We start from the raw sequence: 21,750 nt of genomic DNA on the forward strand, positions 1-21,750 counted from the left end.
GGCACTACTGGTTGCCCGAAAGCTGCTGATCAGCAGCTTTCAACCAATCCGAAACCGCTCAGGCCGGGCCGACCGCCTGGCGAAAAATTGAGGCTGACTGCCCGGATGCCGGATTCCGAAGCTGAACTGGCGCGGCTCAATTCGACCTATCCCCCATCAGTGTTAGCCCCGATTCACGACAACGTGCGAATGGCTACGGAGCGAATAACCTTCGCCGAGAACAACATCGACAGTGCGCATGCCGCGCTGGCCCAGCCGGTCGGGCAGCAGGGGGCGGCGGTTGCGGCGATCCGTGCGGCTGAGGGTGCGATCGGTCAGGCCAAGACCTTGCTCGATGCGGTCGACCAGGCGGCGACCAATATTCAGCAGGCCCGCGATGGCTTGCCCGCTGCCCTCGATGAACTGCGCGCCGACCTCACCTCGGCCGCCGGTCTCACCGAATTCGGCGGGCCCGATCTGACCGCCGCGGTCACGTCCGCCACTGCTGCCCTGAATGCCACGAACGCGGACAGCGATCCGCTCGGCGCGTTCCACGACGCGGTCACCGCCGACGCCGAGCTGGACCGAGCCATCGCCGCGGCCTCGGATCGCAAACTGGCCGTGGAGGACTTGCGACGCCGACTCGATCGCACGCTCACCGACGCCACCACTCGCATCGACGCCGCGTCCTCGTTCATCACCACTCGCCGCGGCGGTGTCGACGCGGAATCGCGCACCCGATTATCGGAAGCACAACGTCACCTCGACGAGGCGCGTTCGCTGGCCGAGAGCGATCCCGCACGCGCATTGGTCAGCGCGCAGACGGCCGCGGATCTGGGTGGGCGGGCGCTGCAGCAGGCGCAGGCCAGCGTGCGGGCGTGGGAATCGCGCCAGCCGATGACCGGCGGGGGTGGCTCGCAGACCGGGGCGGTGCTGGGTGGGATTCTGCTGAACGAGGTTCTGCGTGGCGCGATGGGCGGTTCGCGGGGCGGCGGTTCGCGGGGTGGGGGCTATCGGCCGGGTTCTTATGGCGGGTCGTCGGGCTCGCGTCGTGTCAGCCGTGGCGGCCGATTCTGACGCGGGATCAATGTGTCCGATCTTCGAAAAAGCTTGTAGTGCCGAGCATTCAGCCTTTACCAACTAATCAGGAGGCGTCATGTCCGAGGATGTAACGATCAAGTCGGTGCCAGCGGTTCGTGTGGCCGAAATGTCCAGTTGGGCTGCGGGATTCGGACCACACGCGATCAGTCCCGTGATCGGGCCGCTGTTCAGCGAGCTGTCGGATCGACTGGAGAAGGCCGGGATTCCGATCGCGGGCCCGGCGATCGCCTGGTACGAACGGCGCGACGACGGGACCGTGGGCGTGCACGCGTGCGTGCCGGTGGACGTGGAACCCGATGCGGCACCGGACTTTTCGATTGTCGAACTGCCCGCGCTGGACCAGGTGGCGGCTTCGGTCTTTCACGGGAATGTGAGCGGGATCGGGTTGGCGTGGGAAGCGCTGGAGTGCTGGGTGAAGGACAACGGTTACAGCGCCGACGCACCTTGCCGCGAGGTCACCCTGACGTGGACGCCCGACCCCAACGGCTGGGTGACCGAACTGCAGCAGCCCGTCGCGCGGCGTTAAGCGGTCGCGGCTTCCTGGCCTGCTGGTGACCAGCTCAACTCAGCGGCCACCGCGTCCAACAGTTCGGACGCGAGTGCGCCGCCGCCGAGTCGGCCGATGGTCAACCTGCCGAGGTAGGTGTACACGAGGAAGGTGACCGCCGCGGACGCCCCCGTCGACGGGCGGGGGTGCGCGGACAGGTACACGATCTCGTAGTCATCGAGGATCAGGCCGGCGGGCGCACGGAAGGTGGGCACCGTTCCGGTGTTGGTCACCGCGATGTGGCCCGCCGTGCTGTGGATTCGATGCGGGCCGTAGAAGTCCGGGAAGTGCAGCACGGACTGTTCGATCACCCCGTCGGCCAGGTCGTTGTGCAGGCTGGTGCCGATCCGACGGGCGAGCCCGACCAGATCCTCGGTGTCGGCGGCGTCCGCGACGTAAGCGGCCAGGCCCGCCAAGTTGGTGCCCGCCTCCGCGGCCACCGGCGGGTCTAATCGCCTGCGCAGATCGACCGGGTACACGCACGAAACCTGGTCCGCGCCGGACAGTTCGGCATACGCCCGCAACACCGCAGCAGTGACCAACCCGTTCACACTCACCGCGTGCGCGCGCGCCATCTCCAGCACCCGCGCGGTGGCGACCGGATCCAGCTGAACACGCTCGGGCCGAGCCAGTGTCGGCTGCGCGGGTTCGGTTCGCTCGGTCGCGGGCTGTTCGGCGACAGCCAGCGGACGGGTCACCAGTTCGAGCCCCGACCGCTCCCCACGCCCGATCCCCCGCTGCGCCAACAACGCCTCCAGCGACACCGGATATTCCGACAGAGCCCGTCCGTGAGCCGGACCGTTTTCCGCACCGGTCCCCGCCGTCATCCCGCCGGCATCCGAATAGTCCGCCTCCGCCGGTACCACGATCGACCCGGTCTCCGCATACTCGGTATAGAACTCCCACAACCGCGAGAACAGCTCGACACAATGCCCCGCATCAGCCACGCTGTGATGCACGAACAACGTCACCCGAGCCCGATCCTCTTCGGCGAGAACCACATCCAGATAGGCCAGCTGATCACCGGGATCCACCGACTCGGCCGGAATCGGCACCACGTCGGGATCCCCGAAACTCACCCACGCCCCCACGGCCTCGATGTGCCCGGGCCGCAACAGAATCCCGTTCTCGTCGTCGTCCTCGACGATCCGGCACACCAGAATCGGAAACGCCCGCTGCAACGCCGCGAACGCCGCCCCCAGCGCCGCCGCGTCGACTTCCCCGCGCACCGTCACCGACCGCCCGGTGTACGTGGCATGCCGAACAAATCGTTGCTCCGACGGGTCGAGCGCCCGCACCACGTCTTCCGGTTCCCACAGCACAACGAAAATCGTGAGGCAAGCGACCCGCCAACGCAAACCGTCAGCTATGCACTGTGATCAACGCAGCTCGATCAAGATCACCAGGCTGTCCGGGATTTTCCTTCTCGGCCGATGTTTGCGTCAGAGCCTGGTGATCAACCGTCCAGACCGCTGACACGAAAGAGCCCGTACCGAGTGACCGGTACGGGCTCTTCACAGCCGGGAGATCAGGCGCCGATGAGGCGCGCTGCCAGGTACGACTCGACCTTGTCCAGGGCGATGCGTTCCTGGGCCATCGAGTCGCGTTCGCGGATGGTGACCGCGTGGTCGTCGAGGGTGTCGAAGTCGACCGTGATGCAGAACGGCGTACCGATCTCGTCCTGACGACGGTAACGGCGGCCGATCGCGCCCGCGTCGTCGAACTCCACGTTCCAGTTGCGGCGCAGCTGGGCGGCGAGGTCCTTCGCCTTGGGGGTGAGGTCGGCGTTGCGCGACAGCGGCAGCACCGCGGCCTTGACCGGCGCCAGACGCGGGTCCAGACGCAGGCTGATGCGCTCCTCGGTGGTGCCCTTGGCGGTGGGCACCTGGTCCACGGTGTACGCGTCGACCAGGAACGCCATCAGCGAACGGGTCAGACCGGCGGCGGGCTCGATGACGTACGGCGTGTAGCGCTCGCCGGAGGCCTGGTCGCGGTAGCTCAGGTCGACGTTGGAGTGCTCCGAGTGCGTCTTGAGGTCGTAGTCGGTGCGGTTGGCGATGCCCTCGAGCTCGCCCCATTCGCTGCCCTGGAAGCGGAAGCGGTACTCGATATCGGTGGTGCCGGCCGAGTAGTGCGACAGCTTTTCCTTCGGGTGCTCGAACAGGCGCAGGTTCTCCGGGTCGATGCCGAGGTCGGTGTACCAGGACAGCCGCGCGTCGATCCAGTACTTGTGCCACTCCACGTCTTCGCCGGGCTTGACGAAGAACTCCATCTCCATCTGCTCGAACTCGCGCGTGCGGAAGATGAAGTTGCCGGGGGTGATCTCGTTGCGGAAGCTCTTGCCGATCTGGGCGATGCCGAACGGCGGCTTCTTACGCGCGGTCTCCTGCACGTTCTTGAAGTTGACGAAGATGCCCTGCGCGGTTTCCGGGCGCAGGTAGTGCATGCCCTCTTCGTCGTCGACCGGGCCCAGGTAGGTCTTGAGCAGGCCGGAGAAGTTGCGCGGTTCGGTCCACTTGCCGGGCTGGCCGGTGTCGGGATCGTTGATGTCGGCCAGCCCGTTGGCCGGCGGGTGGCCATGCTTGGCTTCGTAGGCCTCGATGAGATGGTCTGCGCGGTAACGCTTGTGCGTGTGCAGCGACTCGACCAGCGGATCGGAGAAGGTGGCCACGTGGCCCGACGCTTCCCAGACCTGGCGCGGCAGGATCACCGAGGAGTCCAGGCCTACGACATCGTCGCGGCTGGTGACCATGGTCCGCCACCACTGCCGCTTGATGTTGTCCTTGAGTTCGACGCCGAGTGGACCGTAGTCCCACGCCGATTTGGTGCCTCCGTAGATCTCACCGCACGGGTAGACCAGACCCCGGCGCTTGGCGAGGTTGGCAACGGTGTCCACCTTCGACTTGGGTGCCACGCGAGATTTCTCCATCCACTGCGAGTCGGAAATGTTCGGCGGTCCGCACGCGGTCCACCGAACGTCAGTGGGTCCAGCGTATCGGGACGCGTCCAGTGGGTTTGCAGCAGCCGAGATGTCCGCGCGGCGCGTCATTTGACATGCGCAATTATGCATATCAAAATGGAATCTGTTTCCATTAAGGAGTTGGTTCATGACGACCGAGGCCGCGCCCGCGCATCCGCACACCCCGTACCACTCCCCCGCCCCCGCCGTCGTGCCCGCGCGCACGGTGCTCGAGGAGGCGGGCGAGCTGCTGCGCGCACTGGCCGCGCCGGTGCGCATCGCCATCGTGCTGCAGTTGCGTGAGTCGCCGCGCTGCGTGCACGAGCTGGTCGACGCGCTGGGCGTCACGCAGCCGCTGGTCAGCCAGCATTTGCGCATTCTCAAATCGGCGGGCGTCGTGCACGGCGAACGGTCGGGTCGCGAGGTGCTCTACGAGCTGGTCGACGATCATCTGGCGCACATCGTGGTCGATGCCATCGCCCATGCCGAGGAAGGGTAAACCGTTGGCAGACAACAACTCCGCCAAGCAAGTCGGAATCCGCAGCACCCGTCAGCGCAGCGCGATCTCGGCGTTGCTCAGCGACATCGACGAGTTCCGTTCGGCGCAGGAACTGCACGACGAACTGCGCAAACGCGGCGAGAACATCGGCTTGACCACGGTCTATCGCACCCTGCAGTCGCTGGCCGACGCGAGCATGGTCGACGTGCTGCGCACCGACACCGGCGAATCGGTCTACCGCCAGTGCTCGAGCGGCCACCATCACCACCTGGTCTGCCGACATTGCGGGCGCACGGTCGAGGTCGAGGGCCCCACCGTCGAGGCGTGGGCCGAGACGATCGCGTCCGACCACGGATTCACCGAGGTCAGCCACACCCTCGAGATCTTCGGCACCTGCACCGACTGCGCCCACTCGCGCGCCGCCGCCTCGTCCGACGAGCCCGCATCGGTGTGACTCACCTCACATGATGGAACCTTCGCTGCGCGAGCCCCGTCCAACCATGACGTAGGGGCCGTCGGCCCGTCTCGGCATCGGAGGAGGGGACATCGTGAGCGCGACTCTGGGCGTGGAGCCCGACCAGTTGAAGACCATGGCCACAACTTGGCGTCGGGAGGCAGGCGAAGTCAGCGGGCTGAGCTGGTCGACAACAGGCGAGGCCGCAGGTGAGGGCAGTGATGTGCTGGCCGCGGTGCGTGGGCTGGCCGATCCGGCGCGACAGGCGATGGACTCCATCGCGGCGCGGTACGGCACGCTGGCCGACCTGGTCGACAAGTTCTCCGCCGATATCCAGGCTCGCGACGCCGAGACCGCCGCCGAAATCGGGAAGCTGGGTACCCGCTGATGCGCCCCACGATCCCGCAACTGGACACCTGGAATCTCGACGGGCTGCACCGCGCCGCCGAAGCCGCCCGCGCCAATGCCGATGCTGTGTCGAGTTCGGTCGACGACTGCTCGCGCGCGGTCTCCGCCGCCGGGAGTTGGCACGGGCAGACCAAGGACGCGGCCGCACGACGCATCGATGAGGAAGTCGACCACGGGTACGAAGTGCGAACGGTGTTGTTGCGCATCGCCGACGACGCCGCCGACGCCTGCGCGGGCTTGAAACACGCGAAAACCTATGTGCTGGACCAGAAGAACCTGGCCGTCACCCAGGGCTTCACGGTCGCCGACGACGGCAGGGTCACCCACTCCGACCCCGAAAAGGAAGGCGCCGCAGGGGTTTTCCAGCTCAACCTGTTCAGCGGGTTGGACGAAATCGAACGCCTCGACAGCCTGTTCGGTGCACGTCTGCGCGAGTCCGTCGGCGACCTCGGCGCGATGCGCGACGGTCAACCCGACATCACCCTCGCCGACGGTTCGATCCGCGACCCCGATGCGGTGGCGATCCAGTTGGCGTCGATGTCGCCGGATGAGCGGGCCGTCTTCCTGGCCGGTTTGAGTGCGGAAGCGCAACGTCAGGTGGTGATCGCGGCGCCGGAGAAGGTGGGGAATTTGAACGGGGTGCCGTTCGCGATGCGGATCGACGCGAATGAGATCAATATTCGCAATGCGCTGACGCAGGAGAAGGCCAAGCCGAATCGGGATGAGTCACGGGTCAAGCAGTTGGAGGCGATGTTGTCGCCGATTCCCAATCCTGAGGGTGTGGGCGTTCCCGACGAACCGCCCGTCGCGACCGGCCCCGAGGCGACACCGCGACTGGATATGGTCGACCGTAAATTCGTCATGTTCAGCACCGAGGGCAATGGTCGAATGATCGAGATGGTCGGCGATATGAAGTCGGGTGCACCGGGTGTCGGCGTCTATGTGCCCGGCACCAGCACCAATCTCAACGGTTCGGGGTCCAACCATGTGGCGGCCTGGAATCTCGCCGACCAGACGAACGGCCCGATTTTTCTCTATATGGAGGGCGACTTCCCGCAGAGTCTGACCGGTCTCTCCGATGGTGCGCCGAGCCCTGGTTTCGCGGCAGATATGGCGCCTCGACTTGTCGACTTCGGTCGCGAGATCGATCGGGAGGTCGCGGCGTCGGCACCGGGAACACCGGTTTCCTATGTGGGCCATTCCTATGGCGGTTCAATCGTCGGGTCGGCCGAGCAGTTGGGCCTGCGGGCCGACCGCGTGCTGCACGCCTCGTCGGCGGGAACCGGTGTGTTCGACGGTGGGTGGAACAATCCGAACGCGAATGTTCAGCGCTATTCCATGACCGCGCCCGGCGATCTGATCGGTGTGGTGCAGTCCTATCCGGAGGGCGGGCTGACCATTCCCGGCGGGATTCACCTCCCCGGAAATCCGCACGCGTCGGAAGTTCTCGGTGGCGATCCCGATGAGGTACCGGGAGTGACCCGGCTCGATACCGGGTTCTACGGCAAGAACATCGACGGCCACACCGTTGGCGAGGTGGTCTTCGGCTCCGACGGACACGGCAAATACTGGGACGACCCCGCGTCGACCGCGTTCCAGAACATTGTCGGCGTCATCGCCGGAACAGATGCGACCGCATACGTGGAACGCGGGATCGAAACCGAGTGGGTGGATGTGGGTTTGGGCGACAACGGCAACGGCGGCAGGGAAGCGTTCGACGCCGGCTGGGCCACCACCGAGAAGGAACTGTTCGGGGTCGAGAACCCCTACGCGAACCCGCGCATCACCGACAACCCACAACTGGGCACACGGATCGACGTCAAATGAGAACAATTCTGCTTATCGGCGCGATCCTGATCCTGCCGAGTTGCTCGGCGTTTATCACCGAGGGCCCGTCGAACGACCGCCTCGCGACCGCCTCGGACCTACGAGTTCCCGAGGCCACCCAGATCGTCGCCGACAACTTCGAGCTGATCTCGCCGAAAACACGCTCTGTCGATGTCAGCTCGGTGCAGTTGGGCAACGGATGCCGCACCGACCCGGAAACGCTGAAGACCTACGGTCCACCGTGGACGCCGAATTACCGAGAGGTTCAACGGAACCCGTCGCAGGAGTACATCGACCAGGCGTTGGCGAACCTCGAAGCGATGACAGCACGCGGTTTTACCCGGCAGGCAGGGATGCCCGGTGCCGACCCGGCGAGCAGGGTGTATCGCGATTCGCGAGGGTTCGCCGTGTACAGCAGCCAGAACACGACCGTGCGCGGCGAGATCGAGTTCACGCTGTACTCGTCCGCACCCTGCACGGCGGAGTAGTGCATGAGCTTTCGCGATGCACATCAGCGTGACTACGATCTCGGGAGCGTGGACGTCATGAGCGAGCACCGGTTCTGTGGGAGGGACGAAGGTATGGCAGTTCGAGGTAGTGCGGCGCGGATGGTCGGGGTTGTCGTGGCGGTGGGGTTGGCTGTCGCGGGGTGCGGGGGTGGGGAGAAGGGGCCGGCTGCTGCGCCGACGAGTGTGGTGAGTGTGGCGGCGAGTCCTACTTCGGTGGATCCCGAGGCGAAGGTGTGGGATCCGTGTTCGTTGCCGGATTCGGCTGTCAGTGGGGCCGGGCTGAACGTGGGCAGTCGGAAGAACGAGGTCGCGGGGGTCGATTTCACCGGCTGGAAGACGTGCACGTGGCAGGACTCGGCCAAGCAGTACTCGTTCTCGATGCTGTCGTCGGAGCACACACTCGCCGAGTCCAGGGCGCGGACGGATTTCACCGACTTCACCGAGACGACCGTGGGGTCGCACACCGCCCTCCAGCTACGAACGACCGGTGCAACATACGACCTCGGTTGCACACTGGCCGTTGAGGTTCCGAATGGGTCGGTCCTGTTCAGGCTACTGAACCGCGTCAGCGCCTCCTCCCCGCCTTCACCTTGCCCAGAGGTTCGCAGACTCACCGACAGCTTCGCCCAATACCTGCCCGAGAACTGAGGGAGCGAGCAAATGCTGCAGAGCATCGACCCCGGCGAGTGGAATCGACTCTTGGTCCAGGCTGAAGCCGGTCAACTCTCACTCGATCCCGAAATCGGCAAGGACCTGGACAGAGTCTGCGACGACCACCTGGATCGACTGGACGAGGTCTTCGCCCAGATCGACCTCGTCCGCAACCTGTCCGGCTTCGGCTCGTTCGACTCGAGCAAGGCGTTGGAACGGAAGTTCTCCCTGACCGCATCCGGAGGCGATCGCCCGCTGGACGAAGTCCTCAAAAAGCACATCGAGGCCGTCAAGACCGCGAAAGAGGTTGTCGCCACGGCGATTGCGAACTTCCGAGCTCAGGACGACGAGGCGGCTGCCAGGATCGCCGCGATCGGAGAACCCACGTGACCTACGAGGATTACAAGAGCAAGGTGATCGCCGCGCAGGAGCAGTGGAACGCCGAACGGTCCAAAATCTACGCCCACCAGGACGCCGGCAAATACTCCACGATCTTCGGCAGCGACATCCAACCGCCGCACATCACCACGCCCGACAGTTTCGACAACATGACACTGGAACAGATGCAGGCAGCGGTGGCAGCGATGAAACCGCAACTGGTCGACGACGCGGTGACCGCGTGGGGAAATATCGGTGGCGCGCTGATGGGCACGTTCGTCGGGTTCAACCAGCAGTTCGCGCGCACCATCACCGGCGAGAACGGCCATACTGGCTGGACAGGTAAGGCGGCCGACGCCGCGATCCGGGCGGTGAGCAACTACGCGGAGAAATCCATCCCGCTCTCCCAGGCCGCAACGGCGATCAGTTGGAAACTGATGGAGATGCGCACCGGAATCGAACAGACCCAGGCCCTGATGCCCGGCCTCACCGAACGCGCCAACATCACCAACAAGTCCCTGCCTGACGACGGCGTCATGAAAGTCGACGCCCACAACCGCACCGAGGCCACCGAGGAAGCCCGGCGAATCCTGCGCACCGTCTACGGCCAGGTCGCCAGCCAAACCGACACCGGCGTCCCTTTCCTCCCGACCGCCCCGACCATCACCGGCGACAGAGGCGGCCCCGGCACCAACGGCGACACGAATACCGGTGGCAGCCAAGGCGGTTCGACCGGCGGCGGCAACACCGGCCAGCCGACGGGCACACCGGGCGACGGCACCGCAACCGGCCAGCCCGCCACCGAACCCTCCTCCGCCACACCGACTTCCACCGACCCCGGCGCCACCACACCCCAAAGCACAACACCGCAATCCACCACACCCACGGCCACCACACCAACGAGCCCTGGCGCAACAACGCCCGGCGCGGGAACTCCAGGCGCAGGTAGCCCGGGTGTCGGCAGCCCCGGTGTCGGCAGGCCCGGCGGCGGCAGCCCAGGCGGCGGCACGCCACGCGGCGCCGGCGCCGCAACCCCCGGCAAAGCCGTCCCCGGCACCCAGTCCCCCGCGGCAGCAGCCGCCGCAGCCGCCGGAAACCGCGCAGGCAGCGCCGGATCAGGCCGCGGCGCACCAGGAATGGGCGGCATGGGCGCCCCCGGCGCAGGCCGCGGCAACTCCGACGAGGACCGTTCCAAGGGCATCCCCGACTACCTGATCACCCAGGAAAACAGCGACCTGTTGCTCGGCATCCACGACCTCAGGACCGTGCCCCCCGTAATCGGCGGAGACGACGACAGTGCATCGAGCTGAATTCACCGGCATCGAGTTCGAGATCCTGTGGTCCGGTTACGGCCGCGATCGCCTCCCCTATCCCCTCCAATACCGCACCGACATAGCCGATTTCGAGGATCTGAAGCAGCACCGCGAACAGGCCGTGGAAAGTCTGCTCCGCAAGTACGACCCCGCGGTCGAACGCGCCCTGATGGTCCTGCTCGACCCCGAAGCCAGAGTCGAATCCAAAGGCCATGTAGGCCAAGAGAACTCGTCCATCATCCGTTTCCACGGCGCGATCCGCGGCGAACAAGGCGCCACCCTGACCCAGGCACCGGGCGCGGACGAAGGCACCGGCGCCGACGTCACCCTCACCTACTGCACCCCCGACCAGGTGGCCGCCCTCGCCGTCGCCGCCCTCCCCCGCACCAAACCGGGCACCAAACCCCCGATCGAAGTCCGTCGAGACCAACTCGCCGAAGAAGAAGACCACTTCGAATACCGAGCAGGCCGCCTGAGCTCCGCCGACCAACTCAACCGCATCTTCCACCGCCCCCGCCAAGCCTTCGGCGAAATCTCCGCCCACTCCGGCCCCGCCATAGACGCCCGCCCCACCCCCGCCCGCACCTTCTGGTGGATGGACTACCCCGACGGCCGCTACTACGTAAAAACCGGCGACCCCATCATCGCCGAACCCCTCCCCGCCGACCGCATGGTCGCCGGCATCCGCCGAATGCTCACCCGAGCCCAGCGCTACCACCAAGAATTCGGCGCCGACGACCAACCCACCAGATGACCATCCCACCTAGTTCAAGATCACCACGCTCTCACCGTGGCCGCACGCGCGAAACACCACGCTGAGAGCGTGATGATCAACCGTCCAAGTCCGGTTCAGGGCGACAACGCCCGCATCGGAGGTTGGCAGTGCAGCGATTGCCGGCGGCCGAATCGCCCGCGCCATAGGCGATCTCGCCCTCGCCCGTGCCGAAAACAGCCCCCGCCGCTTCTACAGCCTGTCCGCCCAGATCCAGCGCGACCGCAAAAATTACTACGCCGTCCTCGAAAGCGCTCAACGAGGCAATCTCGACGTCACCGCCTGGCTGCTCTGGTTCCTCGACGCCTTACACCAGTCGATCAACGCCGCCGACAACACAATCGACGCTGCCCTCACGAAATCCACCTTCTGGCGCACCTGGCATTCGACCGCGATGAACCCCCGCCAGATCGATATGCTCAACCGAGTCCTGGACGGTTTCGACGGAAAACTGACTACCCGAAAATGGGCAATCATCACGAAAACGTCCCAACCCTCCGCCCTCCGCGACATCAACGAACTCATCACCCTCGGAGTCCTACGCCGCTCCGACTCGAGCGGCCGAAGCACCTCGTACGAACTGGCGACCTAGCCCGCCACGTCTAGATCAAGATCACCACGCCCTCACGGCGGACCCTACTCGCGAAATGCTTGCGTGAGAGCGTGGTGATCAACCGTCCAACACTGTTGTGCCTCTAGTGCGGAACCTTCATCCCCATTCAGCCAACCCTCCGCCGGGCATGCAGACCACGCGGAATCCGTTCTTGCCGACAATCCACCACGACTCATAGTCCGGATCGGGAAGAAAGGATATCCCTGCCTCTGAATCCAGGTCGAGCGACAGCGAACCATCTGGGCCGATTACTGCATTCTCTATTGTTCGACCATCCATCAGCCTCGTCAGGACGTCACCGATCGCAGCGGGGTCGTCGCCACGCCATTCGCCGCCTTTGCCATCGCGAGCCGTAACGGTCGATTCGGCCATCAGCTGGTAATCGTCGGCGCCTAGGTTGGCAATCAGGATCGGTTCCAGAGCCTCGATGCTGCACGCCAATCCGATGATCGGAATATTCCTCATATTGCCGGCAATGTTCAGTCGCGGACGATCAGGTCTGCGGTGAAGATTTGGGAGGGTGGGCGGATTCCGGTGCGGAGTTGGGCGATCAGCATGCGGGTTGCGGTGGCGGCTTGGAGTTCTCGTTTGGTGTCGACGGCGGTCATGGGTGGGTTGCTCAGGCGGGCGATCATGCCTTCGGCGGTGACCAGGGCTACGTCGGTGCGGTCGGCGGCGATGAGGGCGGCCGCGGCGCCGTGGGCCAGCAGGTCTAGTGGGGAGTAGATGGCGTCGGTGTCGGGGTGGTTGCGCAGCAGGTCCAGGGTTGCCGCGTAACCGGCCGCGGACTTCGCGTCCGCGGCGGGTGCGACGGCGACGCGGGGGGTGATTCCGCGTTCGGCGCACCACGCCACGAAGGCCAGGCGGGTGCCCTCGGCGGATTGGCGACCGCTGGATTCGACCAGCAGGGCGGGGTTGACGCGGTCGCGGGCGGCGAAGTGGCGCATCGCGCAGGAGACGGCGCTTGCCCGGTCCAGGGTGACGGTGGTGACGTCGTCGCGGGTCGCGTCGCCGCTGATCACGATCACCGGCAGTCCGCGCGCGACCAAGGCGGCGATGGCGGGGTCGTCGTGGTCGGGGTCTACCAGCAGCGCACCGTCGACGGCCAGCGATTGTGCCCAGTTCTGTTGGTCCGAGGGTGGCACCAGCGTGAGCGCGTAGCCCTGGGCGAGGCATTCGTTGGCGGCGGCGACGGCGGTGCGCATGTACCAGTCCATGGTGCTGTCGTGACCGGGCGTGCCGTCCACGATCAGCGAGGAGACGATGCCGATCGTGTTGCCGGACCCGGTGCGTAGCGCCCGTGCGCGCGGATTCGGGTTGTAGCCGAGTTCGGTGGCGATCTGCCTGACACGTTCGCGGGTGCGAATGTCCAAGCGCCCCTTGTCGTTCAGTGCGTGCGACACCGTGGCGACCGAAACGCCCGCGGCACCGGCCACGTCGCGAATTGTGGGGCGGGATCTGGCCACCGAGTGCTCCTCACCGTCGCGAACGCCGTGCCTCGAACTGTACCCGGCGGTGCCAAATCGATTTCGCAACCACATCGTAAACGGGGTTCACGCGGCAGAAATCTGGGCGGCGCAGGCTTGCCCAGGCGGGTGCCAAAACGTTTTAGCACCGTGAGGGAGGCCGAATAGATGACTACGACCATCGATTCCTCAGCCTTGGAAAGCCTGGTAGCCGACATCGGCGAGATCCGGCATTCCGTGGACGAGCGAGTACTACGAGCCAAGAGCCGTGACCGTTTCGCACAGAGCCCGCTGTTGCGCGAGGTGATGCGCGGGCACCTGGCCGACATCTACATCGCCCCGACATCCAAGGACGAGCTACGCACGGTGGTGGCTTCCTGTGCGCGACACCGGATTCCGATCACCGTGCGCGGCGGCGGCACCGGGCAGTTCGGGCAGGGCGTGCCGCTGTCGGGTGGCGCGGTCATCGATGTGACGGGCATCGCCGGGGTCATCGGACAGGGGTCAGGCACGGTGCGCGCGCTCGCGGGCACCCTGATCGCCGATATCGACGCCGCGATCCGCCCCACGGGGTGGGAGTTGCGTATGCATCCCTCCACCGCCACGCATGCCACCGTCGGCGGCTATCTCGCGGGCGGGCATGCCGGCGTCGGCAGTTGTCAGTGGGGCATCCTGCGCGACCGGGGCAATATCACCGCGATCGAGGTGATGACCGTCGAGGAGGAACCGCAGCTCATCGAATTGACCGGTGCCGCAGTCAATATCGTGCACCACGCCTACGGTGCGAACGGCATCATCACCGAGGTCGAACTGCCCACCGCGCCCGCTTGGCACTGGCAGGAACTGGTGATCTCATTCCCCGAATTCGCTCAGGCCGTGCGCTTTTCGGTCGATGTGTGCGAGAGCGAGGGCGTTCTCAAGAAGCTGGTGTCGGTGCAACAGGATCCGCTACCCACCTACTACCCGGACTTGGCACCTTTTGTGCCCGAGGGTCATTCGATGGTGCTGCTGATGGCCGCGGAGCAGAGTTTGCCCGTAGTCGAGGATCTCATCACCGAATCCTGTGGTGCTGTGCGGCATCGAGGCAGGGAAGGCGCGGGTCCGTACGGCGTTCCCCTCTACGAGTTCACCTGGGGACACGCCATGATGCACTTCCAGCGCGTGGACCGCAGCCTCATCAATCTGCTCGCGATGTACCCGAAAGAAGGCTTGGCCCAGTCTATTACGCAGGTTGCTCAGGACTTCGGTGCCGAGCTCGGGCCGACCCATGTCGAGATGAAGCGGTTCGACGGCGGTCTGGCCGCGCAGGGTTCGCCGATCTGGTCGTTCCAGGGCCAGGAGCACATGGCCGCGATCACCACCCGGCTGCAGGAGGCCGGCTTGTCGGTGGTCAACATGCATACCCCGACATTGGGGGCCAGCGGAATGAAGCCGTGGTCGCGCGCCGAGGCCGAACTCAAACGCCGAGCCGACCCGTATGGGCTACTCGCACAGGGCAAGTCAGATGATCAGCGCGACGACGAGGTCACTCGGTCGACGGCGCTGCCGAACAAGGGCTGGACCTACCGGCTCACCGATTCCACCACGAGCACGGAGCGCAGCGCATGAAGGCACAACTGGTCATCGCGGCGGTAATCCTCGCCGCCACAAGCGTTCTCAGCGCCTGTTCGGGATCGACCGAAAGCACCGCCGCCTACGACGGACCGATCGGCTCGGTGAATCTGCGCGAGGTGTGCCCCGCGAAGATCGTGGTGCAAAGCGGCTGGAATCCTGAAGCCGAATTCGGCTACCTCTACAACCTGATCAGCAAGCAGCCCATGGTGGACGCCGCGAACAAGTCCACCATCGGTCCGCTGTTCGCCAAGGGCGAATACACCGGGGTCGACCTCGAAATCCGTTCGGGCGGACCGGCAATCGGATTCCAGCCGGTCTCCTCGCGGATGTACGCCGACCGCGACATCATGCTGGGCTTCATCGACCTCGAGGAGTCCGTGGCCACCGCGGACACCGCGCCGACGGTGAGCGTGTTCGCGCCGCTGGAGAAGAACCCGCAGATGATCATGTGGGATCCGGCGACCTACCCGCAGGTCAAGACCATCGCCGATCTCAAAGCCGCCAAGGCGAAGGTGATGTATTTCCAGGGCGAGGCCTACATGAGTTACCTGGTCGGCGCGGGCATCCTCGACAAGGATCAGGTGGACGCCAGTTACGACGGCACCCCGTCGTTCTTCGTCGCCGAGGGCGGCAAGGCCGCGCAGCAAGGTTTCGCCAGCACCGAACCGTACGTGTACGAGAACCAGGTCCCGCAGTGGAAGAAGCCGGTGGCCTACCAACTCGTCGCCGACGCGGGCTTCCCCACCTACAAGTCGACGCTGGCCGTGCGTGGCGGCGACCTCGCCGGCTACTCGGCATGCCTGAAGAAGCTGGTGCCGGTGATCCAGCAGAGCATGGTCGACTTCCTGGCGGCGCCGGACGCGGCGAACAAGGTGATCGTGGACTCCGTCGCCGGTTTCGCGACCGGGTGGACCTACGACAAGAACAACGCCGACTTCGCGGTGAAATCCATGGTGTCCGAGGGCATCGTCGGCAACGGCCCCAACCCCACCGTCGGCGATTTCGATACCGCGCGGGTTCAGACGATCATGGACATCGCGACGCCGATCTACAAGGCCGAAGGCGTCACCATCCCCGCCGGACTGACCCCCGGCAAGGTCGCGACCAACGAATTCATCGACCCGGCAATCGGATTGGCGAAAACCCCGTGACTCGGGGCTCACTGCGGCCACCGGCGCGCATCGTCGCGCCGGTGACCGTGCTGGTCGCCCTCATCGGCTGCTGGTACTTCGTCAGCTACGTCGTGCTCGACCCCGCCCGCCGGTTCCTGATGCCACCGCTGCATCAGGTGGTCAGCAAGGGACTGTTCGGCGGACAGTCCGAACAGATGTGGGAAGCGTTGGGCCGCACCGCGGTCGTGGCGCTCACCGGGCTGGCGATCGCGGCCGCGGTCGGCATTGCCTGGGCGATCGTGATGTCACAGACCCACTGGGCCGAACTCGCGCTGTTCCCGTATGCGGTGGTGCTGCAATGTATTCCGATTCTGGCGTTGGTGCCGCTGATCGGGTTCTGGTTCGGCTTCGGGTTCGGTGCGCGGGTGCTGGTCTGTGTGCTCATCGCACTGTTTCCGATCGTGTCCAACACCCTGTTCGGGTTGCAATCGGTGGACTCGGCGCACCGCGATCTGTTCACTTTGCAGCGTGCCGGGGCGTTCACCCGTTTGCGCAAACTGGAGTTCCCGGCCGCAACCCCTGCCATTTTCGCCGGTCTGCGCATTTCGGCGGGTCTGTCGGTGGTCGGGGCGATCGTCGGGGACTTCTTCTTCAAGCAGGGTGAGCCGGGGATCGGCGTGGTGATCGATATCTACCGGGCGCGGTTGCAGTCACCGCAGCTGTTCGGCGCGATTCTCGCGGCTTCCGGTTTGGGTGTCACGGTGTTCGCGGTGTTCGGGTGGTTGTCGAAACTCGTTGTCGGGCAGTGGTATCAACCGAAGAGAGGAACATAACGAAGATGCTCCGCACGAATGTTGTTCGTGCGGAGCATCTTTGCAGGGAGAGTCAGGCGGGTAGGGCTACCGGCTCCGGGGTGGTGGCCGGTTGGACTGTGCTGCGGGAGCGTAGTGCTGCGAGGCCGAGCAAACCGAGACCTGTTGCGGCCCAGACGAGTAGCACCGCGAGGGGGCCTGCCGCGCCTGCGCCGTCGAAGTAGGCGACCGAGCGGAGGAGGGAGGCTGCGGCGCCGGGTGGGAGGAGTTGGCCCAGGGTGCCCCAGGGTTGCGGGAGCAGTTCAGGGGCTGAGGTGGCGGCGGAGAAGGGGTTGCCGATCAGGAGCATGGTCAGGGCTCCCAGGCCGATTCCGGGGCGGCCGATGGCGGCGGCCAGGCCGACGATGGTGGCGGCGACAGTGAAGGAAGCCAGGCCGGCGATGGCGGCCAGGGCCAGGTAGGAGCCGGGCAGGATCGACAGCCAGGTGTGGAAGATCAGGGTGCTGAGCAGGCCGCCCGCGATGCCGAAGGTGGCCAGGCCTGCCAGGCGGGAGCCGAGGGCGGGGATCAGCAGGGTGAGCAGGACACCCGCGGCGATGCCGGACATGACCAGCGGCAGGACCATCGAGCCGAAGCCGGCGCCGCGGGGGTCGTCGGGGTCGGTGGCGATCACGTCGGTGACCTGGGCGGCGGGCAGGCCGCTGAGTTGTTGGGCCACCGCGGTGAGTTGCTGTGCGACCGCGGGTGAGGCGGCGGAGGCGACCAGGACCTGGGGTGCGCCGTTGCCGGTGATGATCGCGCCGTAGATCTCGTTGTCGGCCAGCGCTTTTCGTGCGGCGTCCGCGTCGACGACGGTGGTGATCTCGAAGGCTTCAGGGCTGCGCTGGTGCAGCTGTTGGGCGAGTTGGGTGGAGGCGGGGCCCGCGACGGCGATCGGGAGGTCGCGGGGGGCGAGGTTGACGGTGGGCCAGGCGAAGGCGATCAGCATCAGTGCTTGGATCGCGGCTGCTGCCAGGCCGAGAGCGATGGCTCGGCGGGTGATCGTCATGGCGGTTCTCCCCTTAAAGCGAATGTTCGTTCTTTTTGGTGGTTCTACCGTGACACCCCCTCGCGGGCTTGTCAAGAACGAATATTCGTTTTACGTTGGAGCCATGCCCCGAGTCAGCGAAGAACACCTGGAACGTCGCAGGCAGCAGATCCTCGACGCCGCGCAACTGTGCTTCGCCAGGAAGGGGTTCCACGAGACGTCCATGCAGGACGTGTTCACCGAATCCGGGATGTCGGCAGGCGCGGTCTATCGGTACTTCACCAGCAAGAACGAGATCATCGGCTCGCTGGTGGTACACACGATGAAGCCGCTGCGCGCCCGGCTGGCCGAGATCATCCGCGCCGACGACCCGCCGCTGCCCGCCGAGGTCATCCGACTGCTGACCACCGAGGTCGTCAAGCGCAGTGGACCCGACGGCCCCCTGCGGCTGGCACCGCAGGTGTGGGCGCTGGCCACGGTGCAGCCCGAGGCCGGTCTGCCGGTGAGCGAGGGCATCGCGGCCATGCGCGAACTCTGGGTGGAATACGCGATACGGATGCGCGAGCTGGGCTGGATTGCGGCCGACGCCGACGTCGACGCGCTGGCCAAGACGATCATCGGGATGCTGCCCGGCTTCATCCTGCAACACCTACTGCTGGGCGACGTGTCGCCCGACGACTTCGCGCGCGGGTTCGAGGTGCTGTTGCCGATCACGCCTGACGCTCGTGCGGGACGTGAAGGTTAGAAAGCTCACTGTTTTCGGTGCCGGGTACCGGGTAGGTTCGGACGCGGTCCCGGTGTGATCGTCGCCGGAACCCTCGAACATCGATCCGACCAGGGAGTTTCCTGTGGCATTGCACAGAAGAACCGTCCTCGCCGCCCTCGCGGCCGCCACCGTCGTCACCGCGGCCATGGCAGGCACCGCGCAGGCTCGGATGATCGGCGGATTCGAGGTGGGCGGGGCGATCGAGATCGAATACGACCAGGCGGGCGGCCCGGCACTGGGCGAGCCCACCTCCCCCGAATCCGATGCGGCCGCGGGTGGCAAGTACCAGACCTTCGGCAACAACGCGGCCATCTACTGGCATCCCGACACCAACGCCAACACCGTCGCCGGGCAGATCCGTGACAAGTTCGCGCAGGTCGGCAACGAATCGGGCCAGCTCGGCTACCCGGTCACGCGCGAGCTGCCCGCGGCAGGCGGGCGTTTCAACCACTTCCAGAAGGGTTCGATCTACTGGTCGGTCGGCACCGGCGCACACCAGATCAGCGGCCCGATCCGCGACAAGTGGGCGGCGCTGGGCTGGGAGTCGAGCCCGCTGGGCTTCCCGCTCACCGACGTGGCCGCCACGGGCAAGGGCGACGGACAGTTCACGATGTTCCCCACCGGCGCCATCTACTGGAGCTCCAAGACCGGCGCGCACGCGACATGGGGCAGCATCCAGGCCGACTGGACCCGCGCGGGCGGGGTGACGGGCCGATACGGCTACCCGACCAGCGACGAATACGACTACCAGGGCGGCAAAGCCCAGGACTTCCAGGGCGGCAAGATCACCTGGAAGCCCAGCAACTAGCGCTACGGCGCGAGCAAACCCTGGCGGGCCTTGCTCGCGCCCGACAGCGCCAGCAGCAGCATCGTGGTCAGCGCCGTGTCGTCGAGGCCTTCGGCCGGGAACGTGTAGCGCAGGATGACGTCGCCGAGCTTGCCGCGCGCGATCAGGGTGACCGAGCCGAACTGAATCTCGTTGTTACGCTCGGCAACTCGCTTGTACAGCTGCGGCTTCAACGGCCGATCCCACGCCAGCACGCTGGTCAGCGACAAGACCGTGAGGCCCGGCGCCAGGGTGACCGCGCGAATCGAGCACAGGGCACCGTCGTATTCGAAGCCAAGCGATCCGTCGGCGTCGACGCGGACGTCGATCTCCTGCATCTGCAGGCAGGCACCGGTGCGCGCCTGCAGGTCGATCTCGGGGGTGACCACATGTGCTCCGTCGCTCATTTGGCGCCACCGAAGCGACGATCGCGCTTGGCGTATTCCAGGCACGCGTCCCACAGGTTACGCCGATCGAAATCGGGGAAAAGCGTGTCCTGGTAGACGAATTCGGCGTAGGCGGCCTGCCAGATCAGGAAGTTCGAGCTGCGGAATTCGCCGGACGGGCGAAGGAACAGATCGACGTCGGGCATGTCGGGTTCGTCGAGGTACTTCGCGACGGTGGCCTCGTCGACCTTCTCCGGGTCGATCTCCCCCGCTGCCACCCGACGCGCGATTTCTCTTGCCGCGTCGGCGATTTCGGCGCGACCACCGTAGTTCACGCACATGGTCAGCGTCATCACGTCATTGTCCTTGGTGAGCTCTTCGGCCACCTCGAGTTCCTTGATCACGCTGCGCCACAGGCGCGGTCGACGACCGGCCCAGCGCACGCGCACACCCATCTCGTGCATCTCGTCGCGGCGGCGGCGGATCACGTCGCGGTTGAAGCCCATCAGGAAGCGGACCTCGTCGGGGCTGCGGCGCCAGTTCTCGGTGGAGAAGGCGTAGGCCGACAGCCACTTGACGCCCATCTCGATGCAGCCCTCGACCGAATCCATGAGCACGGCCTCGCCGCGTTCGTGACCGGCGGTGCGCGGCAGGCCACGCTCCTGGGCCCAGCGGCCGTTGCCGTCCATCACCAGCGCGACGTGGGTGGGCACGAGCTCGGGCGGGATCGCGGGCGGACGCGCGCCGGAGGGGTGCTGGGACGGCGGGCGCACGGTGCGGCCGGCCTTGCTCGCGGGGGCGGGGTCACGACGCAGGATCACGGCGTCCATCCTGCCTGATCGTCGGGTGTGGGCCGGAGGGCGGTCCACGACCGGCGTAATCACGCAATTCGCGGCCGAGCAATCAGTATTTTGACTGAGCGCGTGCGAAGTGCGTGATTACGCCGGGATCTGTGCGATCAGCCGGCGACGACAGGCTGGGCGACGGACCGCTCGACCATCGACAACGTGCGCAGCTGACGTTCCAGGTGCCACTGCAGGTGGGCGGCGACCAGACCGCTGGCCTGGCGGCGGACGTTGTCGGGGACGGTCTCGATGTAGGCCCACTCCCCCTTCAGCAGGGCAACGAGCAGATCGAGCACCCCGGTGACCGGCGTGCTCGCGCCCGGCGGGCGACAGTGCACGCAGACCGCGCCGCCCGCTGCCACGTGGAAGGCGCGGTGCGGGCCGGGGGTGGCACAGCGGGCGCATTCGTCCAGCGCGGGGGCCCAGCCGGCGAAACCCATGGCGCGCAACAGGTAGGCGTCCAGGATCAGTTCGTGCGGGCGCTGTTTGGCGGCGATGGCGCGCAGGGCGCCCGCGGTGAGCACGTGCAGTTTCGGAGCGGGTGCGCGTTCCTCGCCGGCGAGGCGTTCGGCGGTTTCCAGGATCGCGCACGCGGTGGTGTAGCGGCCGTAGTCGTCGATGATGTCGGCGGCGAACGCTTCCACGGTGATGACCTGGGTGACGATGTCCAGGGTGCGGCCGGGGTGCAGTTGCACGTCGATGTAGGAGAACGGTTCGAGCCGCGCCCCGAACTTCGACTTGGTGCGCCGCACCCCCTTCGCCACCGCCCGAACAAGGCCATGTTGCCTGGTCAGGAGCGTGACGATGCGATCGGCCTCGCCCAGCTTGTGCTGGCGAACCACCACCGCCTCATCCCGATACAAACGCACGGGCCCAGTCTTCCATG

Annotated in this window: 25 protein-coding genes; 16 read left to right on the forward strand and 9 right to left on the reverse strand. The window is 66.1% G+C overall.

Annotation, left to right across the window (positions count from 1 at the left end):
- The first annotated feature begins 189 nt into the window (after positions 1-189).
- Together ACFWU5_RS18125 and ACFWU5_RS18130 are read left to right on the forward strand one after the other, a co-directional pair.
- Positions 190-1,056 (forward strand): hypothetical protein, encoded by an 867-nt coding sequence (locus ACFWU5_RS18125; RefSeq protein ID WP_379268003.1) that lies wholly within the window; start codon positions 190-192, stop codon positions 1,054-1,056.
- Between the two features lie 79 nt (positions 1,057-1,135).
- Positions 1,136-1,606, forward strand: a complete 471-nt coding sequence (locus tag ACFWU5_RS18130) for a GyrI-like domain-containing protein (protein ID WP_379268004.1) — start codon at positions 1,136-1,138, stop codon at positions 1,604-1,606.
- On the opposite strand, the gene ACFWU5_RS18135 is transcribed toward ACFWU5_RS18130, so the two are convergent.
- Together ACFWU5_RS18135 and ACFWU5_RS18140 are read right to left on the reverse strand one after the other, a co-directional pair.
- Complete coding sequence (locus tag ACFWU5_RS18135) at positions 1,603-2,949, reverse strand: acyltransferase (protein ID WP_379268005.1); 1,347 nt, start codon at positions 2,947-2,949, stop codon at positions 1,603-1,605. The two genes, ACFWU5_RS18130 and ACFWU5_RS18135, sit on opposite strands and share 4 nt — an antisense overlap.
- A gap of 206 nt (positions 2,950-3,155) precedes the next feature.
- A complete protein-coding gene (locus ACFWU5_RS18140; protein ID WP_379245897.1) occupies positions 3,156-4,556 on the reverse strand; it encodes a glycine--tRNA ligase in 1,401 nt (466 codons plus the stop codon).
- 178 nt (positions 4,557-4,734) lie between these two features.
- On the opposite strand from ACFWU5_RS18140, the gene ACFWU5_RS18145 reads away from it, so the two are divergent.
- The 9 genes from ACFWU5_RS18145 to ACFWU5_RS18185 all read left to right on the forward strand — a co-directional run bounded on the left by ACFWU5_RS18145 (position 4,735) and on the right by ACFWU5_RS18185 (position 11,379).
- Positions 4,735-5,085, forward strand: coding sequence for an ArsR/SmtB family transcription factor (locus ACFWU5_RS18145; RefSeq protein WP_379245899.1), 351 nt, complete (start codon positions 4,735-4,737; stop codon positions 5,083-5,085).
- The gene (locus ACFWU5_RS18150; protein WP_379245901.1) at positions 5,069-5,539 is read left to right on the forward strand and encodes a Fur family transcriptional regulator; all 471 of its coding nucleotides are present in this window, start codon (positions 5,069-5,071) and stop codon (positions 5,537-5,539) included. The genes ACFWU5_RS18145 and ACFWU5_RS18150 overlap by 17 nt, the downstream gene beginning before the upstream one ends.
- Before the next feature lie 94 nt (positions 5,540-5,633).
- On the forward strand, positions 5,634-5,927 hold the full coding sequence (locus ACFWU5_RS18155; RefSeq protein ID WP_379268006.1) for a hypothetical protein: 294 nt from the start codon (positions 5,634-5,636) through the stop codon (positions 5,925-5,927).
- Entirely contained in the window at positions 5,927-7,774 is a 1,848-nt protein-coding gene (locus ACFWU5_RS18160) for a hypothetical protein (protein WP_379268007.1), read from the forward strand. Before ACFWU5_RS18155 ends, ACFWU5_RS18160 begins: the two co-directional genes overlap by 1 nt.
- Complete coding sequence (locus ACFWU5_RS18165) at positions 7,771-8,262, forward strand: hypothetical protein (RefSeq protein WP_379268008.1); 492 nt, start codon at positions 7,771-7,773, stop codon at positions 8,260-8,262. The genes ACFWU5_RS18160 and ACFWU5_RS18165 overlap by 4 nt, the downstream gene beginning before the upstream one ends.
- A gap of 93 nt (positions 8,263-8,355) precedes the next feature.
- Entirely contained in the window at positions 8,356-8,931 is a 576-nt protein-coding gene (locus ACFWU5_RS18170; protein WP_379268009.1) for a DUF3558 domain-containing protein, read from the forward strand.
- 12 nt (positions 8,932-8,943) lie between these two features.
- Complete coding sequence (locus ACFWU5_RS18175; protein WP_379268010.1) at positions 8,944-9,324, forward strand: hypothetical protein; 381 nt, start codon at positions 8,944-8,946, stop codon at positions 9,322-9,324.
- Positions 9,321-10,622, forward strand: a complete 1,302-nt coding sequence (locus ACFWU5_RS18180; RefSeq protein WP_379268011.1) for a hypothetical protein — start codon at positions 9,321-9,323, stop codon at positions 10,620-10,622. Before ACFWU5_RS18175 ends, ACFWU5_RS18180 begins: the two co-directional genes overlap by 4 nt.
- Positions 10,609-11,379 (forward strand): ESX secretion-associated protein EspG, encoded by a 771-nt coding sequence (locus ACFWU5_RS18185; RefSeq protein WP_379245915.1) that lies wholly within the window; start codon positions 10,609-10,611, stop codon positions 11,377-11,379. Before ACFWU5_RS18180 ends, ACFWU5_RS18185 begins: the two co-directional genes overlap by 14 nt.
- Before the next feature lie 76 nt (positions 11,380-11,455).
- On the opposite strand, the gene ACFWU5_RS18190 is transcribed toward ACFWU5_RS18185, so the two are convergent.
- The 3 genes from ACFWU5_RS18190 to ACFWU5_RS18200 all read right to left on the reverse strand — a co-directional run bounded on the left by ACFWU5_RS18190 (position 11,456) and on the right by ACFWU5_RS18200 (position 13,476).
- On the reverse strand, positions 11,456-11,656 hold the full coding sequence (locus ACFWU5_RS18190; protein WP_379245917.1) for a hypothetical protein: 201 nt from the start codon (positions 11,654-11,656) through the stop codon (positions 11,456-11,458).
- 450 nt (positions 11,657-12,106) lie between these two features.
- Positions 12,107-12,475, reverse strand: a complete 369-nt coding sequence (locus ACFWU5_RS18195) for a DUF6188 family protein (protein WP_379245919.1) — start codon at positions 12,473-12,475, stop codon at positions 12,107-12,109.
- A 14-nt stretch (positions 12,476-12,489) separates the two neighbouring features.
- Positions 12,490-13,476, reverse strand: a complete 987-nt coding sequence (locus tag ACFWU5_RS18200; protein WP_379245921.1) for a LacI family DNA-binding transcriptional regulator — start codon at positions 13,474-13,476, stop codon at positions 12,490-12,492.
- A 168-nt stretch (positions 13,477-13,644) separates the two neighbouring features.
- Between ACFWU5_RS18200 and ACFWU5_RS18205 the strand changes: the two genes are divergently transcribed.
- Genes ACFWU5_RS18205 through ACFWU5_RS18215 form a run of 3 tightly spaced genes read left to right on the forward strand, consistent with a single transcriptional unit; the run spans position 13,645 to position 17,035 of the window.
- Entirely contained in the window at positions 13,645-15,084 is a 1,440-nt protein-coding gene (locus tag ACFWU5_RS18205) for an FAD-binding oxidoreductase (RefSeq protein ID WP_379245923.1), read from the forward strand.
- Complete coding sequence (locus ACFWU5_RS18210; RefSeq protein ID WP_379245925.1) at positions 15,081-16,241, forward strand: ABC transporter substrate-binding protein; 1,161 nt, start codon at positions 15,081-15,083, stop codon at positions 16,239-16,241. Before ACFWU5_RS18205 ends, ACFWU5_RS18210 begins: the two co-directional genes overlap by 4 nt.
- 41 nt (positions 16,242-16,282) lie before the next feature.
- Entirely contained in the window at positions 16,283-17,035 is a 753-nt protein-coding gene (locus ACFWU5_RS18215) for an ABC transporter permease (protein WP_379245926.1), read from the forward strand.
- A 52-nt stretch (positions 17,036-17,087) separates the two neighbouring features.
- On the opposite strand, the gene ACFWU5_RS18220 is transcribed toward ACFWU5_RS18215, so the two are convergent.
- Complete coding sequence (locus tag ACFWU5_RS18220; protein ID WP_379245928.1) at positions 17,088-18,062, reverse strand: hypothetical protein; 975 nt, start codon at positions 18,060-18,062, stop codon at positions 17,088-17,090.
- Positions 18,063-18,165: 103 nt separating this feature from the next.
- On the opposite strand from ACFWU5_RS18220, the gene ACFWU5_RS18225 reads away from it, so the two are divergent.
- Together ACFWU5_RS18225 and ACFWU5_RS18230 are read left to right on the forward strand one after the other, a co-directional pair.
- Entirely contained in the window at positions 18,166-18,786 is a 621-nt protein-coding gene (locus tag ACFWU5_RS18225) for a TetR/AcrR family transcriptional regulator (RefSeq protein WP_379245930.1), read from the forward strand.
- A gap of 103 nt (positions 18,787-18,889) precedes the next feature.
- A complete protein-coding gene (locus tag ACFWU5_RS18230) occupies positions 18,890-19,615 on the forward strand; it encodes an LGFP repeat-containing protein (protein WP_379245931.1) in 726 nt (241 codons plus the stop codon).
- A gap of 2 nt (positions 19,616-19,617) precedes the next feature.
- On the opposite strand, the gene ACFWU5_RS18235 is transcribed toward ACFWU5_RS18230, so the two are convergent.
- The 3 genes from ACFWU5_RS18235 to recO all read right to left on the reverse strand — a co-directional run bounded on the left by ACFWU5_RS18235 (position 19,618) and on the right by recO (position 21,733).
- A complete protein-coding gene (locus ACFWU5_RS18235) occupies positions 19,618-19,971 on the reverse strand; it encodes a YbjN domain-containing protein (RefSeq protein WP_379246086.1) in 354 nt (117 codons plus the stop codon).
- 65 nt (positions 19,972-20,036) lie between these two features.
- The gene (locus ACFWU5_RS18240) at positions 20,037-20,849 is read right to left on the reverse strand and encodes an isoprenyl transferase (RefSeq protein WP_379245933.1); all 813 of its coding nucleotides are present in this window, start codon (positions 20,847-20,849) and stop codon (positions 20,037-20,039) included.
- A gap of 128 nt (positions 20,850-20,977) precedes the next feature.
- Positions 20,978-21,733, reverse strand: a complete 756-nt coding sequence (recO, locus tag ACFWU5_RS18245; protein ID WP_379245935.1) for a DNA repair protein RecO — start codon at positions 21,731-21,733, stop codon at positions 20,978-20,980.
- Positions 21,734-21,750 lie beyond the last annotated feature (17 nt).

It is taken from the genome of Nocardia sp. NPDC058640 (assembly GCF_042716995.1).
GTDB lineage: Bacteria > Actinomycetota > Actinomycetes > Mycobacteriales > Mycobacteriaceae > Nocardia.